The organism is Psychrobacter sp. NG27, assembly GCF_016106655.1.
GTDB lineage: Bacteria > Pseudomonadota > Gammaproteobacteria > Pseudomonadales > Moraxellaceae > Psychrobacter.
Map to the genome: position 1 here is coordinate 31,421 of NZ_JADGIN010000012.1, position 14,127 is coordinate 45,547.

Annotated in this window: 11 protein-coding genes; all 11 read left to right on the forward strand. The window is 46.0% G+C overall.

All coding sequences use genetic code 11. The features are described 5' to 3' along the window. Nucleotides 1-118: 118 nt before the first annotated feature. The 11 genes from nuoE (at nucleotide 119) to IP485_RS13055 (ending at nucleotide 13,921) form a co-directional block, all read left to right on the forward strand. Entirely contained in the window at nucleotides 119-628 is a 510-nt protein-coding gene (nuoE, locus tag IP485_RS13005; protein ID WP_045444735.1) for an NADH-quinone oxidoreductase subunit NuoE, read from the forward strand. Further along, on the forward strand, nucleotides 625-2,049 hold the full coding sequence (gene nuoF / locus IP485_RS13010; protein WP_227686548.1) for an NADH-quinone oxidoreductase subunit NuoF: 1,425 nt from the start codon (nucleotides 625-627) through the stop codon (nucleotides 2,047-2,049). The genes nuoE and nuoF overlap by 4 nt, the downstream gene beginning before the upstream one ends. Nucleotides 2,050-2,059: 10 nt before the next feature. Further along, nucleotides 2,060-5,137 (forward strand): NADH-quinone oxidoreductase subunit NuoG, encoded by a 3,078-nt coding sequence (gene nuoG, locus IP485_RS13015; RefSeq protein ID WP_198327625.1) that lies wholly within the window; start codon nucleotides 2,060-2,062, stop codon nucleotides 5,135-5,137. A 1-nt stretch (nucleotide 5,138) separates the two neighbouring features. Beyond that, entirely contained in the window at nucleotides 5,139-6,182 is a 1,044-nt protein-coding gene (nuoH, locus tag IP485_RS13020) for an NADH-quinone oxidoreductase subunit NuoH (protein ID WP_194362794.1), read from the forward strand. A 55-nt stretch (nucleotides 6,183-6,237) separates the two neighbouring features. Then, nucleotides 6,238-6,786 carry an NADH-quinone oxidoreductase subunit NuoI gene (gene nuoI / locus IP485_RS13025; RefSeq protein ID WP_010198902.1) on the forward strand — a complete coding sequence of 183 codons (549 nt, stop codon included), beginning with the start codon at nucleotides 6,238-6,240 and terminating at the stop codon, nucleotides 6,784-6,786. Then, the gene (gene nuoJ, locus IP485_RS13030; RefSeq protein WP_198327626.1) at nucleotides 6,783-7,502 is read left to right on the forward strand and encodes an NADH-quinone oxidoreductase subunit J; all 720 of its coding nucleotides are present in this window, start codon (nucleotides 6,783-6,785) and stop codon (nucleotides 7,500-7,502) included. The genes nuoI and nuoJ overlap by 4 nt, the downstream gene beginning before the upstream one ends. 104 nt (nucleotides 7,503-7,606) lie before the next feature. Then, a complete protein-coding gene (gene nuoK / locus IP485_RS13035; RefSeq protein ID WP_198327640.1) occupies nucleotides 7,607-7,909 on the forward strand; it encodes an NADH-quinone oxidoreductase subunit NuoK in 303 nt (100 codons plus the stop codon). Nucleotides 7,910-7,913: 4 nt separating this feature from the next. Then, nucleotides 7,914-9,788 carry an NADH-quinone oxidoreductase subunit L gene (nuoL, locus tag IP485_RS13040; RefSeq protein WP_198327628.1) on the forward strand — a complete coding sequence of 625 codons (1,875 nt, stop codon included), beginning with the start codon at nucleotides 7,914-7,916 and terminating at the stop codon, nucleotides 9,786-9,788. A 3-nt stretch (nucleotides 9,789-9,791) separates the two neighbouring features. Next, complete coding sequence (nuoM, locus tag IP485_RS13045) at nucleotides 9,792-11,417, forward strand: NADH-quinone oxidoreductase subunit M (RefSeq protein ID WP_197175112.1); 1,626 nt, start codon at nucleotides 9,792-9,794, stop codon at nucleotides 11,415-11,417. A gap of 3 nt (nucleotides 11,418-11,420) precedes the next feature. Further along, entirely contained in the window at nucleotides 11,421-12,899 is a 1,479-nt protein-coding gene (locus IP485_RS13050; RefSeq protein ID WP_198327630.1) for an NADH-quinone oxidoreductase subunit N, read from the forward strand. A 191-nt stretch (nucleotides 12,900-13,090) separates the two neighbouring features. Further along, nucleotides 13,091-13,921 (forward strand): ferredoxin--NADP reductase, encoded by an 831-nt coding sequence (locus tag IP485_RS13055; protein WP_413787034.1) that lies wholly within the window; start codon nucleotides 13,091-13,093, stop codon nucleotides 13,919-13,921. The last annotated feature ends 206 nt before the right edge of the window (nucleotides 13,922-14,127 follow it).

Consider the following 14,127-nt stretch of genomic DNA (forward strand, 5'->3'; position numbering starts at 1 on the left):
ATCAATATATCATTGCCAAATGGCACACCAAAATGCTGATATCTTGCCATGTAGCGACACTCGTAAGACTGTCGCTATTAGCTGATAAAGCGTGATGAGTGAGGACAGATAGAAGACTATGAAAATTGTTTCCGACAAAATGCCAAAAGTAGATGTGGCAAGCATCCTCACTAGCGAGGAAATTGCGGCTATTCATGAGTTTATGCACCATTACCCGCAAGCCCGTGCTGCTTCGTTAGACGCGCTAAAAATTGTGCAGAAACGTAACGGTTGGGTCGATGATGCACAAGTGAATGCCATTGCCAATATTCTAGACATTCCGATGTCAGATATGGACGGCGTTGCGACGTTCTTCAACCGTATTTATCGTCAGCCTGTTGGTCGCCATGTCATCCTTATTTGTGATTCAGTAGCTTGTTTTTTGACAGGTTATGAGGCGTTATCGGCTGAAATTAGATCGCAGCTGGGTATTGAGTACGGCCAGACTACTGCTGATGGTCGTTTTACGCTATTGCCAATTTGCTGCTTGGGTAACTGTGACAAGGGTCCTGCTGTGTTGATTGACGAAGACACGTATGGTCCTGTCCAGCCTGAAGAGGTAACGCAATTATTGGAGCTATACGCATGAGATTAACGCTTTCAGAGCAAATTGCTCAACGTAGCCAAGGAAAAGCACCAAGCCAGCTTAACGAGCAACGCATTCCAATTTACGGTGATAAAGCCACCGCGACTAGCGAAACCAAGCCGTTAACGTGGCGTCTAGCGCATCATGATGCAGTGCTTGATTTGGCCACCTACGAATCTCTAAAAGGTTTCACTGGTTTAAAGCAGGCTTTGAGTCAATCGCCTAAAGAAGTCGGCAATATGATCAAAGCTGCCAACGTCAGAGGCCGCGGCGGTGCAGGTTTTAATGCTGGTTTGAAGTGGACATTTATGTCACCGCCAGATGGTTTACCGCGTTATCTCATTTGTAATGCTGATGAGATGGAGCCGGGTACCTTTAAAGACCGTCTATTGATGGAACGCCTACCGTTTCAGCTGATTGAAGGTATGTTGATTACCGCTCATGCGATTGGTGCAACTGACGGTTATATTTTTATCCGCGGTGAGTACATTTTAGCCGCCCAGCGTTTGGTCGCTGCTATCGAAGAATGCTTGGCCAACAATCTAATGGGCAAGAATATTTTAGGCTCAGATTTTAGCTTTAATTTGCATGTACATACTGGCGCTGGACGCTATATATGTGGTGAAGAAACCGCACTGATTAATTGCTTGGAAGGTCGCCGTGCTAACCCACGTACCAAACCGCCTTTCCCGCAAATCTCTGGTGCATGGGGTCGTCCAACGGTTGTCAACAATGTTGAGACTTTATGCAATATGCCAGCCATCTTAAACCATGGCGTTGAATGGTATCAGTCGTTATCTACTATCAAAGGCAAGAGCCAGACTCCAGGCACCAAACTGTTTGGTTGTTCAGGCTTAGTCAATGACCCAGGTCTGTGGGAGTTACCGTTTGGTTATACGGCACGCGAAATCATTGAAGATTTAGCGGGTGGTATGATCGATGGCAAAACCCTCAAAGCTTGGCTACCCGGCGGTGCTTCTACTGACTTTCTAACCACTGAGCATTTAGATGTGGTGGTGGATTTTGATACCATTCAAAAAGCAGGTAGCCGTATGGGTACTGGGCTGATTATGGTGGTGGATGAAGCACAAGATATGGTGCCACTCGTTCGCAATCTCGAAATTTTCTTTCAACGTGAATCATGCGGTTGGTGTACACCATGCCGTGATGGTCTACCGTGGGGCGTCAAGCTGCTTACCGCTATCAACGATGGCGAAGGGCAAGTAGGCGATGTAGAAAAACTAGAAGGCCTCACGCGTGACTTATGGATTGGTAAAACATTCTGTGCGCATGCCCCAGGTGCGATGGAGCCATTAATGAGTGCAATTAAATATTTCCGTCCAGAGTTTGATAAAAAAATCACTCAGGCGGTTGGTGTAGATATCATTGATGCTGCAGCCAATCAACAGCCAGTAGTGAAATAAGGAGAGCGGCATGGCAGTCATACATATTGATGGAACCACTGTCGAAGTAGATAGCGCGGATAACTTGTTACAAGCCTGTTTATCACTCGGCATTGATGTGCCGTATTTTTGTTATCATCCAGCCCTCGGGTCAGTAGGCTCGTGCCGTCAGTGCGCGGTCAAGCAATTTCAAAACAAAGAAGATATGGAAGCAGGTCGCGGTCGTCTCGTGATGTCATGTATGGTCGCCCCTGGCGATGACATGTACATCTCGGTCACTGATGATGAAGCCAAAGCATTTCGCAAGTCGATGGTTGAGTTACTAATGACCAACCATCCACATGACTGTCCAACCTGTGAAGAGGGTGGGCATTGCCATTTGCAAGACATGACCTATATGTCAGGTCATAGCCGTCGTCGTTATCGCTTTACCAAACGCACGCATCATAACCAAGAGCTTGGCCCATTCATCGCCCATGAGATGAACCGCTGTATCGCTTGCTATCGCTGTGTCCGTTTTTATAAAGACTACGCAGGCGGCGAAGATTTGGGTGTTTATGGCTCAAACAACCGCGTCTATTTTGGCCGCGATAAAGATGGTCAGTTTGAAAGCGAATTCTCAGGCAACTTAACCGAAGTCTGCCCAACCGGTGTATTTACTGACAAAACACATTCTGAACGTTATAACCGTAAATGGGACATGCAGTATGCGCCAAGCATCTGTCATGGCTGCTCGGCTGGCTGTAATATCTCACCAGGTGAGCGCTATGGTGAATTACGCCGTATCGAAAACCGCTATAACGGCGAAGTAAACCGCTATTTCTTGTGTGACCGTGGTCGCTTCGGTTATGGCTATGTCAATCGTGAAGATCGTCCAACGCAAGCGCTTGAACGTATCAATGATAAGCATGTCAAAATCAATATCGATTACGCACTCGATGAAACCATCAAACGTATCAAAGATAAAAAAGTCATCGGTATTGGCTCACCACGTGCCAGTCTAGAGACCAACTTTGCGCTAAAAAATCTCGTTGGCTTTGATAAGTTTTCAACAGGTTTGAACCATCAGCAGCAAGCGCTGGTTAATAAATGCATCGAAGTATTGAGTACCGATGGCATTTATAACCCAAGTATGACAGATATTGAAAGCCATGATGCGGTATTGGTATTGGGTGAAGATATCACGCAAACTTCATCACGTGTCGCGCTGTCAGTACGTCAAGCTGCAAAAAATGAAGGCCTGAAAATGGCAGCGGCGTTGCAAACGCAGCCGTGGCTTGCTGAACCGGTTAAGCGTATTGCCCAAGATGCGTTAAGCCCAGTCTATGTCATCGATGTAACGCAAACTAAGCTAGAAGACATCAGTAAAGTGAGTGTGGTGGCGACACCTGAAGATATCACTAAGCTTGGCTTTAAAGTCGCTGATGAGATTGCTAACTTCGCTGATGATTTAGCAGAAATAGCAGATCCACAAGCGGCTGAACAAGATGTTGATGCCAGTACTGAGACTGACGGTATGCAAGCGTTGGCTCAGCAAATCGCTTATGACTTGATTCAAGCAGACAAGCCACTGGTTATCTCGGGTAGCAGTTTATCGTCTACCGCATTGATAGAAGCAGCGGCGCAGATTACTCAAGCATTGACGCAAAAACGCTCGGCTATCAAAGCGACTGAACAGCAGCAAGTTGAAACGCATAACGCCAAAGTGGAAGCTCAATCGCAGTCTGCTAATGATCAACCTGAAGAAGATCAAGACTTATCTGCCAAGCCAAACAAACCTGAAACAGGTGTTGATACAGAAGCGCAAGATGACGTAGAACGCGCCCCTGCCGAACCGCTCGAATTAAAAGAAGTAAACAACAAATATCAGGCACAAGCAGGTATCTACTTAACGGTTACCGATGCTAATAGCATGGGTGTTTGCATGCTTGGCGGACAATCAGTAGAAGAGTTGTTAGCAACTGATTTCGATGTGGTTATCGTCGCTGAAAATCAGCTGACTGATGCCATCGATGCCAATAAATTGACTCAGCTATTATCTGATAAGACGGTCATTGCATTGGATCATCAGCTACTTGATTGGCATAAAGATGTCGATATCGTATTGCCAGCGGCTAGTTTTGCAGAAGCAGACGGCACATTGATATCTGCTGAAGGCCGTGCGCAGCGTTTCTTCCAAGTCTATGACAATGAATATTACCATCCGATGAGTAGTATCAAAGAAGGCTGGCGCTGGTTGCATGCTGTGCATAGCAGCATCGAAGGTCGTGATGTCGATTGGACGCAGCTAGATGATGTTATCAATGCTTTGATTGCCACGCATCCTAAGCTTGCTGGGATTAAAGGCGCTGCACCTGATGCTGCTTACCGTATGACTGGTCTGAAAATTGCTCGTCAACCGCGTCGTTATTCAGGTCGTACCGCTATGCGTGCCCCGATATCCGTCCATGAGCCGATGCAACCAAAAGATTTAGATACCGGTCTAACGTTCTCAATGGAAGGCTATAGTGGTAAAGAAACGCCAAGCTCGATGATTCCTTTTGCCAACGCGGCAGGTTGGAACTCACCGCAAGCGTGGAACAAATACCAAGACAAGGTCGGTGGTCATCTCAAAAATGGTGATCCAGGCGTACGCTTATTTGATCACTTAGAACGTTTAGCTATTCGTCAGTATGTTGCGCCAGAGGCGATGTTTGCGACGACGACTGATATGCAGCAAGGCCAAGCGAAACTAGTACCTATCTATAATATCTACGCCAGCTCAATGATGGCATCTCGTAGTCCAATCGTCGCTGAGCAATTACCTGTTGCCGCATGGCGTATCGGTATGGATGATGCTAAGGACTGGAATATTGCTGCTGGTGATTACTTGGCGATAGCGATTGATAAGCAACAAATCACTTTGCCAGTACAGATTGTTGGTTACTTAGCGGAAGGTTGTATCGGTTACCCAGTTGGGCAGGTGAGTATCATTCACCCATCAATGCCAGCGTCGGTACGTAAAGTCGATGCACCAGTCACGATGATGGGCAGTCTGGCTAACGATATGATGAACAATAATGATACTGCGCAAATGAACACAGCGCCGATCACCACACAGGAGGTGTAATATGCAAGTTACCCGTATTATCCCTGATGTGCCAAGCTTTTTGACTGGGAGTCTGAGCTTTGATGCTTGGTCTATCTTATTTCTGGTTGGGCAGTCACTGGTTATCTTCTTAGTCGTGGTATTGGTTGCGGCGATGATGATTATCTATGAGCGCCGTATGTTGGCCTTATGGCAAGATCGTTATGGTCCAAATCGTGTGGGTCCATTTGGGTCACTGCAGCTGGTCGCTGATATGCTCAAAATCTTCTTTAAAGAAGATTGGACACCGAACTTTACCGATAAGTTTATGTTTACATTGGCACCTGCGGTCGCGATGTTTACCGCATTGGCCTCATTTGCCATCATTCCCATCTCGCCAACGCTTGGTGTGGCTGACTGGGATATTGGTATTCTGTTCTTTTTTGCTATGGCAGGTATTGCTGTCTATGCAGTGATGTTCGGTGGTTGGGCATCTGCCAACAAATTCTCGTTATTGGGCGGCCTACGTTCAGCGGCACAAACCATCAGTTATGAAGTGTTTTTGGGTTTGTCGTTGATGGGTGTGGTCGCACTGACAGGCTCATTTAACTTACGTGCCATTGTTGAATCGCAAGTTGACGGCTGGTATATCATCCCGCAGTTTTTTGGCTTTTTGACTTTTGTAGTAGCTGGTGTTGCCGTTACGCATAGACATCCATTTGATCAACCAGAAGCAGAGCAAGAACTGGCCGAAGGGTATCATGTCGAATATTCTGGTATGAAGTTCGGTATGTTCTTTATCGGAGAATATGTCAACGTTGTCTTGATTTCTGCATTGATGACTTGCTTGTTTTTTGGCGGTTGGCTGGCACCTTTTAATTTAGATATTCCATTTATTCCACCAGCTTTTTGGTTCATGATTAAAACGCTGTTCTTTATGACCATGTTTGTTTTGGCTCGAGGCTCACTCATGCGTCCGCGTTATGATCAGGTGATGAACTTTGGCTGGAAAGTATGTCTGCCCGTAACCTTGATTAACCTGTTGATTACTGCTGCGGTCATTTTGATATTTTCCCCAACGTTATAGTCATCACTAGCCATCACTGATGAACTAGGGTAAAGCTGATAAGGATAATAATCCCATGTTTACTACCATAAAAAAGACCGTCATTGGTATATTTACCATTGTTCGCAGCATGTGGATGGTCAATAGTCATGCGCTTAGACCGCGTGATACCATCCTTTATCCTGAAGAGCCGGTACCTGTACCGCCGCGTTTTCGTGGACGTATTGTCCTAACGCGCGACCCTGATGGAGACGAGCGCTGTGTTGCCTGTAACTTGTGTGCGGTGGCCTGTCCGGTAGGGTGTATCTCATTACAGAAAGCTGAGCGTGAAGACGGTCGCTGGTATCCAGAGTTTTTTAGAATTAACTTTTCGCGCTGTATTTTTTGCGGATTGTGTGAAGAAGCGTGTCCAACGACAGCCATTCAAATGACCCCAGATTTTGAGCTGGGTGAATATAAGCGCCAAGATTTGGTCTATGAAAAAGAGCATTTGCTCATTTCAGGACCAGGTAAATACCCTGATTATAATTATTATCGTGTGACAGGTATGGCGGTAGCGGACAAACCAAAAGGCGCAGCACAAAATGAGTCTGCACCGATTGATCTAAGGAGCTTGCTACCATGATGAATATTTTAAACCATCCTGAACTGGCTGGGTTTTATTCGCTTGCGGCAGTGGCAGTATTTGCCAGTTTGCGCGTGGTGACTCAGGCCAATCCAGTGCATGCTATCTTATCGATGATTGTGTCTTTACTGGCAATCGCAGGGATATTTTTTGTACTAGGTGCGCCATTTGCTGGTGCGCTAGAAATCGTTGTCTATGCCGGTGCCATTATGGTGCTATTTGTCTTCGTTATTATGATGCTGAACTTGGGCATGAGCAATGATGAGCGTGAAGAGCGTTGGCTCGATGCGGGCACTTGGGCTATCCCGACAGGGTTGACGATTATTATCGCAGTTGTACTATACGCGATGATTGGCCTCAATCATGATGAAGCGGTAATGATTGGTGGTACAGCGATATCTGCCAAAACAGTCGGTACGGTGCTATTTACCAAATATGTCATGCTCATAGAAGTGGCGGCATTATTATTGCTAGCTGCTCTGGTTGCTGCTTATCATCTAGGTAAAGAGTCTATAGATGATGAAGTTGAGACTCATGCCAGTCAAGCATTTAAGCCAAGTGTGGGTAGTGTCAAACAGCACGACAATGATGGCACTCATACACAGCATGATGGTGTAGAAATGGCTCAGCCGTATGAATACAAAGATGTTGACCCGCTTGATTATGTCAGTATGAATATCGGTGCGAACAAAGTCACGCGCAAGGAGTCAGACTAATGGTACTAGCAGCGAGCGTGGCACAAGACGTGTCAAACGTGCCGTTTGCCCACGAGGTGGCAGGCTTCGTACAGCCGGCTGTTGAGGCGCAAGGTGTACTTGGTATGATACCCATGAGCCACGGACTGATTTTGGCAGGTATTTTATTTGCTATCGGACTGTGCGGCGTCATGGTACGTCGTAACTTCCTATTTATGCTAATGAGCCTTGAGATCATGATGAACGCGGCAGCACTAGCATTTGTGGTGGCAGGTAGTCGCTGGGTCGATCCAGATGGGCAGATCATGTTTATCTTTATTTTGACGTTAGCAGCAGCAGAGGCCGCCATTGGTTTGGCAATATTATTGCGGTTTTATCATCAGCGTGGGCATCTAGATGTCGATAGCGCCAATGAGATGAAAGGATGATGTCATGAGTTTATTACCATTAACCTTTATATTCCCGCTCGTTGGCTTTTTGATTTTAGCCTTTATGCGCGACAAGCTAACAGAGCAGGTGGCAGCGATTGTGGGTGTTGGTAGCATGCTGCTATCAGCATTATGTACGCTATTCGTGAGCTATACCTTTTTGACCACCAATCCAGCAGGAACGATTGTAGAGGTTCCGCTGTGGACATGGTTCCAAGTGGGCGACTTTGCCCCGCATTTTGGCCTGAGCTTTGATGGTCTTGCATTGACCATGACGGGTGTCATCACTGGGATTGGCTTTTTGATTCATCTGTTTGCCTCTTGGTATATGAAATGTGACACTGGCTTTGCCCGTTTCTTTAGCTATATGAATTTGTTCGTGGCCAGTATGTTATTGCTGGTACTAGCAGATGACTTATTTCTGCTATATCTTGGTTGGGAAGGCGTGGGCATCTGCTCATACCTGTTGATTGGTTATTATTACCATGACAGAGCCAATGGACGCGCGGCGATGAAAGCCTTTACGGTTACTCGCGTGGGTGATGTGTTCTTAGCCTTTGGTTTGTTTTTATTATTCCGCGAATTCGGTACGCTTAATATCCAAGAGATTATTACGCGCGCACCAGAAGTATTCGATATTAACAATCCAACGATGATGCTGACCACGATGATGCTCGTTGGTGGCGCGATGGGTAAATCAGCGCAGCTACCACTACATACGTGGCTTGCTGATGCGATGGCAGGTCCAACACCAGTATCGGCATTGATTCACGCCGCAACGATGGTCACGGCAGGCGTTTATTTGATCGCTCGCTTACATCCATTGTTTGAGCTGACGCCTGGTATCTTATTGTATTGGGTCGGCGGCGTGGGTGCATTGACGCTTATCGTTGCAGGTTTCTGTGCGCTTGCGCAAACAGATATCAAACGTATTCTTGCTTATTCGACCATGAGTCAGATCGGCTATATGTTCCTAGCACTTGGTGTTGGCGCATGGCAAGGGGCTATCTTCCATCTGATGACGCATGCTTTCTTTAAAGCATTGCTGTTCTTATCATCAGGTGCGGTCATCCTTTCGGTACACCATGAGCAAGACATCTTTAAGATGGGCGGTCTGCGTAAAAAGATACCATTGGTATTTTGGTGCTATATCGTCGGTGGCGGTGCACTTGCTGCCATACCTTGGGTTACCGTTGGTTTCTATTCTAAAGAAGCGATTCTTTGGGAAACTTATGCTACAGGTCATTTAGTACTATTCTATATGGGTGTGTTCGGGGCTTTCTTAACCGCAATTTATACGTTCCGTATGATTTGGATCATATTCTTTGGTGAAGAAAAAACCCATGCTCATAAGCTATCAGGGGTGTCGTACTGGTTGCCTTTGACTGTGTTGTTAGTACTATCTACCGCTGTTGGTGCGTGGATTACGCCGCCATTAGATGGTGTATTACCAGAGAGCGTCGGACATCTACTAGAAGTCGCGGGTCAAGCGCATGCTAAGCATACAGCAGAGTATATCGCGATGGGTGCAATGGGCGCAGGCTTGGTACTGGCAGTACTGTTGTATGTCGTCAATAAAGGCAGAATGCTTACTAGCTTTAAGCGCTCACGTATTGGTGGGGCGTTATATCACTGGTGCTATCATGGCCTAGGTTTTGATGCGCTATACAATGTGATTTTCGTAAAACCCTTTTTGTTCATCGGCCGCTTACTTAAAGCCGACCCTATCGATAAAACGTGGCTGTTATTACCTAAGCTAGCTTCAGTAGGTAATAAAGTATTGTCTGCGACGCAAACAGGGTCTCTTCGAGGTTATGCCACAAGCTTTGGCTTGGGTATGGCTGTATTGCTGGTGCTGGTAATGATGACGGTGGTATAAAAGATGATTGAGTTACAACAAACGTGGATGCTACCAGCATTAATCGCAATTCCCTTTATTGCAGGATTGCTATGCTGGGTGGTCGAACGGTTTAATAAACGTCTACCGCGCTGGATTGCCTTAATCGGCATGACGCTGACCTTTGTATTGTCACTAGTATTATGGCATTACGGTGACTTTAGCGGAATGAGTAAGCAAGTGATTGCCCCAAGCGCAAATGTGCCTTGGGTTGCTGAATTCAGCGTGCCATGGATACCGAGCTTTGGTATTAGCTTTCATTTGGCACTAGATGGTTTGTCACTGATGATGGTGGCATTAACTGGTTTACTTGGTGTGGCAGCTGTGGCCTGTTCGTGGAATGAGATTCAGCGCCGTGTTGGTTTCTTCCACTTAAACTTGCTATGGAGTTTGGGCGGCGTCATCGGTGTTTTCTTATCGATTGATCTGTTTTTATTCTTCTTCTTTTGGGAGATGATGCTGGTTCCTATTTACTTCTTGATCGCTATCTGGGGTCATGATGTGGTTGGCAAAACCAAAGAGTATGCGGCCACCAAGTTCTTTATTTATACCCAAGCGTCTGGGCTTATCATGCTCATTGGTATCTTGGTATTGGTCATTATCAGCTATGCCCAAAAAGGCGTGGTTAGCTTTAATTATAATGATTTGCTCGGTACGTCACTTGGCGGCTGGGAATATCCCATCATGCTGTGCTTTTTTATTGGCTTTGCGGTTAAGTTGCCAATCATTCCTTTCCATGGCTGGTTGCCAGATGCGCATGCGCAGGCACCAACGGCAGGTTCGGTGGATTTGGCAGGGGTGCTTATCAAGACTGCTGCCTATGGTCTGATTCGTTTTGTGTTGCCATTATTTCCAGCAGCGTCACAAGAGTTTGCACCGATAGCGATCACTCTAGGTACGATTGGTATCTTCTACGGTGCATGGCTTGCCTTTATGCAGACCGATATGAAGCGTTTGCTGGCCTATACCAGTATCTCGCACATGGGCTTTGTGGTACTAGCAATCTATGCTGGTACATTACTCAGCTTACAAGGTCTGATGATTCAGATGCTTGCTCATGGTTTGAGTTCAGCCGCACTATTCATTATGGCAGGACAGCTATATGAGCGTCTGCACACACGCGATTTGACCTTGATGGGTGGTATGTGGGGACAGTTCCGCTATTACGCACCGATATTGATGTTCTTCTGCGCGGCATTGCTGGGTATTCCAGGTACGGGTAACTTCATTGGCGAGTTCATGATTTTATTTGGCTCATTTGCTCAGTATCCAGTGTTTGTGGTATTTGCGACATTCAGTTTGGTACTCGCAGGCCTTTACTCGCTCATTTTGATTCACCGCGCACTCTTTGGTGAAAACAATATCGCCGCATTGGCAGAGCGAGAGACTAAGTCACATGGCTTACCTGCACGCAAATTAAAAGATCTAGGCAAGCGCGAGCTGTCATTACTACTGATGTTGGCCGCCGGTCTAGTATGGCTCGGACTGTATCCACAGCCGTTCCTTGATACCTCAAGTCATGCGATGCAGTGGATCAATAACGCATATATATACAGTCAAGTGACACAGGTAGATGCGTCGCACCTGCTTGATGCAATGGAGGCACGTTAAGTCATGAATGATATTACGATGAATGATTTGATAGGATTGTTGCCTTACGCGCCGATCATCGCTGTAGTGATTACAGTGCTGACGGTCATGATTGCGATTACCCTTAAACGCTCGCACATGGTGACTGGGACGATTACGGTAGCAGGCTTAAATATCGGCCTATTTACTCTAATTGGGCAAATGGTTGGGGTCATTGATAGTGGGGCTATCGCGCCAAATGCCGAGCAGTTATTTGTTATTGATAACTTTGCTCAGTTTAATATGGTAGTGATTTTTATCTGTGCCTTGGCGTGTTGTACGTTGTCTTATGCGTATCTGGCCAACCTCAAAGACAATAAAGAAGAGCTGTATTTGCTCATGCTGCTATCAACCATTGGTGCACTACTAATGGTCAGCGCGCAGCATATGGCATCGTTCTTTATGAGCCTAGAGATGCTGTCAGTACCGCTATATGGTTTGCTCGCTTATACTTACAAGCGCAACCAATCGCTTGAGTCGGGACTGAAGTATTTGGTGCTGTCGGCGACTGCATCTGCGACGTTGCTGATGGGTATGGCCTTCATCTACGCAGAGGTAGGCTCACTAGCATTTAAACCAATCAGCATGGTGCTGGGCAACCTCTTTGAATCGCCACTATTGATATTGGGCGCGGCGATGATGATGTTTGGTATCGCCTTTAAACTCTCGGCTGCCCCATTTCATATGTGGACGCCAGATGTATACGAGGGTGCACCAGCGCCTATCGCTACCTTCTTAGCCTCAGTATCAAAAGTTGCTATGATGGCATTGGCGGTTCGATTCTTAATTGATACCTCTCTACTCGCATTGCCATCTGTACAAATGCTATTGATGGTCATGGCGACATTGTCTATCTTGGTAGGTAACTTATTAGCGGTTCGTCAAACCAGTCTCAAACGTCTACTCGGTTACTCATCCATCGCCCATATGGGTTATGTGATGATCGTTATCGTTAGTATTGGCGCGGCTGCTGATAGCATCTCTAGCATGTATATGGCAGTCTATGCCTTTACCTCTATCGGTGCTTTTGGTGTTGTAACCTTGATGTCGAGCCCATATCGTTCGTCTGGTGAAGCTGATGAGCTGACCCATTATCAAGGTCTGTTCTGGCGTCGTCCAGTATTGACCGGTGTGATGACGATCATGATGTTATCACTGGCTGGTATTCCGTTGACGGCAGGCTTTATTACTAAGCTGTTTGCGATATTGGCAGCGGTACAAGGCACCAACTGGTTCTTGGCTGCGATGATTATCTTGGGTAGTGCGATCGGTCTATTCTACTATCTACGTGTGTTACTTACGCTGTTCAAACGTCCTAAGCAGTTCATTGAGTTTGATGTATCTGGTCAATGGGGTTTGCGCACCGGTGGTATCATGGTCATTGCTGTAACTGCGATTATTCTGTTCTTTGGTATCTTGCCAAACAGTATGATTGAGTGGGCAAGCATGGCGCGTATTTGGTAGTATCGCCCACACATAGCATTTGATAAGCCTTTGCTGCTTATTTGCTGTTACGGTTAAAAAACCAAGATGCGCCAGCTTTATGATAAGCTTGGCGCATCTTTTTTTGTGTCTATCTTTTGATAGTTATTTATTTTTTGCCTATCAAAGGTAGCTTATAAAAACACAGTTCAATAAAGTATAAGTGATGAACAATTATGAGTGACAATATTCAAACGGTGACGGTACTCAGTAAAACCACTTGGACACCCACATTATTTAGCTTTACAGTGAGTCGTCCTGATAGCTTTAAGTTTACAGCAGGGCAGTTTGTCCGCTTGGGCGTCAATCCCAGTCAATTGAAATACTATCAGGAAATCGAAGCCAATGATGATACCTCTGATACCGCATTGAATGAAGACATCTTTCGCGCGTATTCGATTGTGTCTTCGCCCTTTGATGAGGTGATAGAGTTTTTCTCTATCGTGATTCCTGATGGTGCATTTACCTCACAGTTGCAACATCTACAAGTGGGCGATGAGTTGCTACTCAATACCATGCCATTTGGATTTTTGACCTTAGCGCGTTATCAAAAACCACTGCCGAAGGATTTGTGGTTGCTTGCGACAGGTACTGGTCTTGCACCATTTTTATCGATGCTACAAGATTTAAAGACATGGGAAGACTACGAGCATATCGTATTGGCTTATAGCGCACGCTCGACACAAGAGTTGGCTTACGTGGATAAGATTAAAAGCCTGCAAGAAGACTTTGGCACGTTGGTTGATAATCCAGCCAAGCTCATTTTCATACCTATCGTGACTCGCGAGCCTGTTGACGGGGCATTGTCAGAACGTCTACCGAAGCTATTACTAGAGGGCACACTAGAGAAGCAGGCGGGTATTGCGTTTGATATCGATACTACCCATGTCATGCTATGTGGTAACCCAGATATGGTGGATGACACCAAAGAAGCATTAAAGTCGCTAGGGCTGGTGATGAATCGACGCGGTGAAGGTAATATTGCCGTAGAGAACTACTGGTAGTGAGTGATAGCCAAACCCAAATAAATCCGCTACATCGTCAACTTCGCTTGATGTACTACTTGTACTATCTGCGCATGATTTCCTTGCATCGAAATTATTTGAATTCACCTATATCTTTTTTATTTAAGCTAGGGCCTGTCTTCAATTCATTTTACAATGAACGATAGTACACGCCAGATAGAGCATTGACTTAAAATTACGAGCCA

Bases quoted from the DNA above. Each gene is read 5' to 3' on its own strand.
- nuoH (WP_194362794.1), top strand. From the start codon at position 5,139: ATGCAAGTTACCCGTATTATCCCTGATGTGCCAAGCTTTTTGACTGGG.
- nuoI (WP_010198902.1), top strand. From the start codon at position 6,238: ATGTTTACTACCATAAAAAAGACCGTCATTGGTATATTTACCATTGTT.
- nuoK (WP_198327640.1), top strand. From the start codon at position 7,607: ATGATACCCATGAGCCACGGACTGATTTTGGCAGGTATTTTATTTGCT.
- nuoL (WP_198327628.1), top strand. From the start codon at position 7,914: ATGAGTTTATTACCATTAACCTTTATATTCCCGCTCGTTGGCTTTTTG.
- nuoE (WP_045444735.1), top strand. From the start codon at position 119: ATGAAAATTGTTTCCGACAAAATGCCAAAAGTAGATGTGGCAAGCATC.
- nuoJ (WP_198327626.1), top strand. From the start codon at position 6,783: ATGATGAATATTTTAAACCATCCTGAACTGGCTGGGTTTTATTCGCTT.
- nuoF (WP_227686548.1), top strand. From the start codon at position 625: ATGAGATTAACGCTTTCAGAGCAAATTGCTCAACGTAGCCAAGGAAAA.
- nuoM (WP_197175112.1), top strand. From the start codon at position 9,792: ATGATTGAGTTACAACAAACGTGGATGCTACCAGCATTAATCGCAATT.
- IP485_RS13050 (WP_198327630.1), top strand. From the start codon at position 11,421: ATGAATGATATTACGATGAATGATTTGATAGGATTGTTGCCTTACGCG.
- nuoG (WP_198327625.1), top strand. From the start codon at position 2,060: ATGGCAGTCATACATATTGATGGAACCACTGTCGAAGTAGATAGCGCG.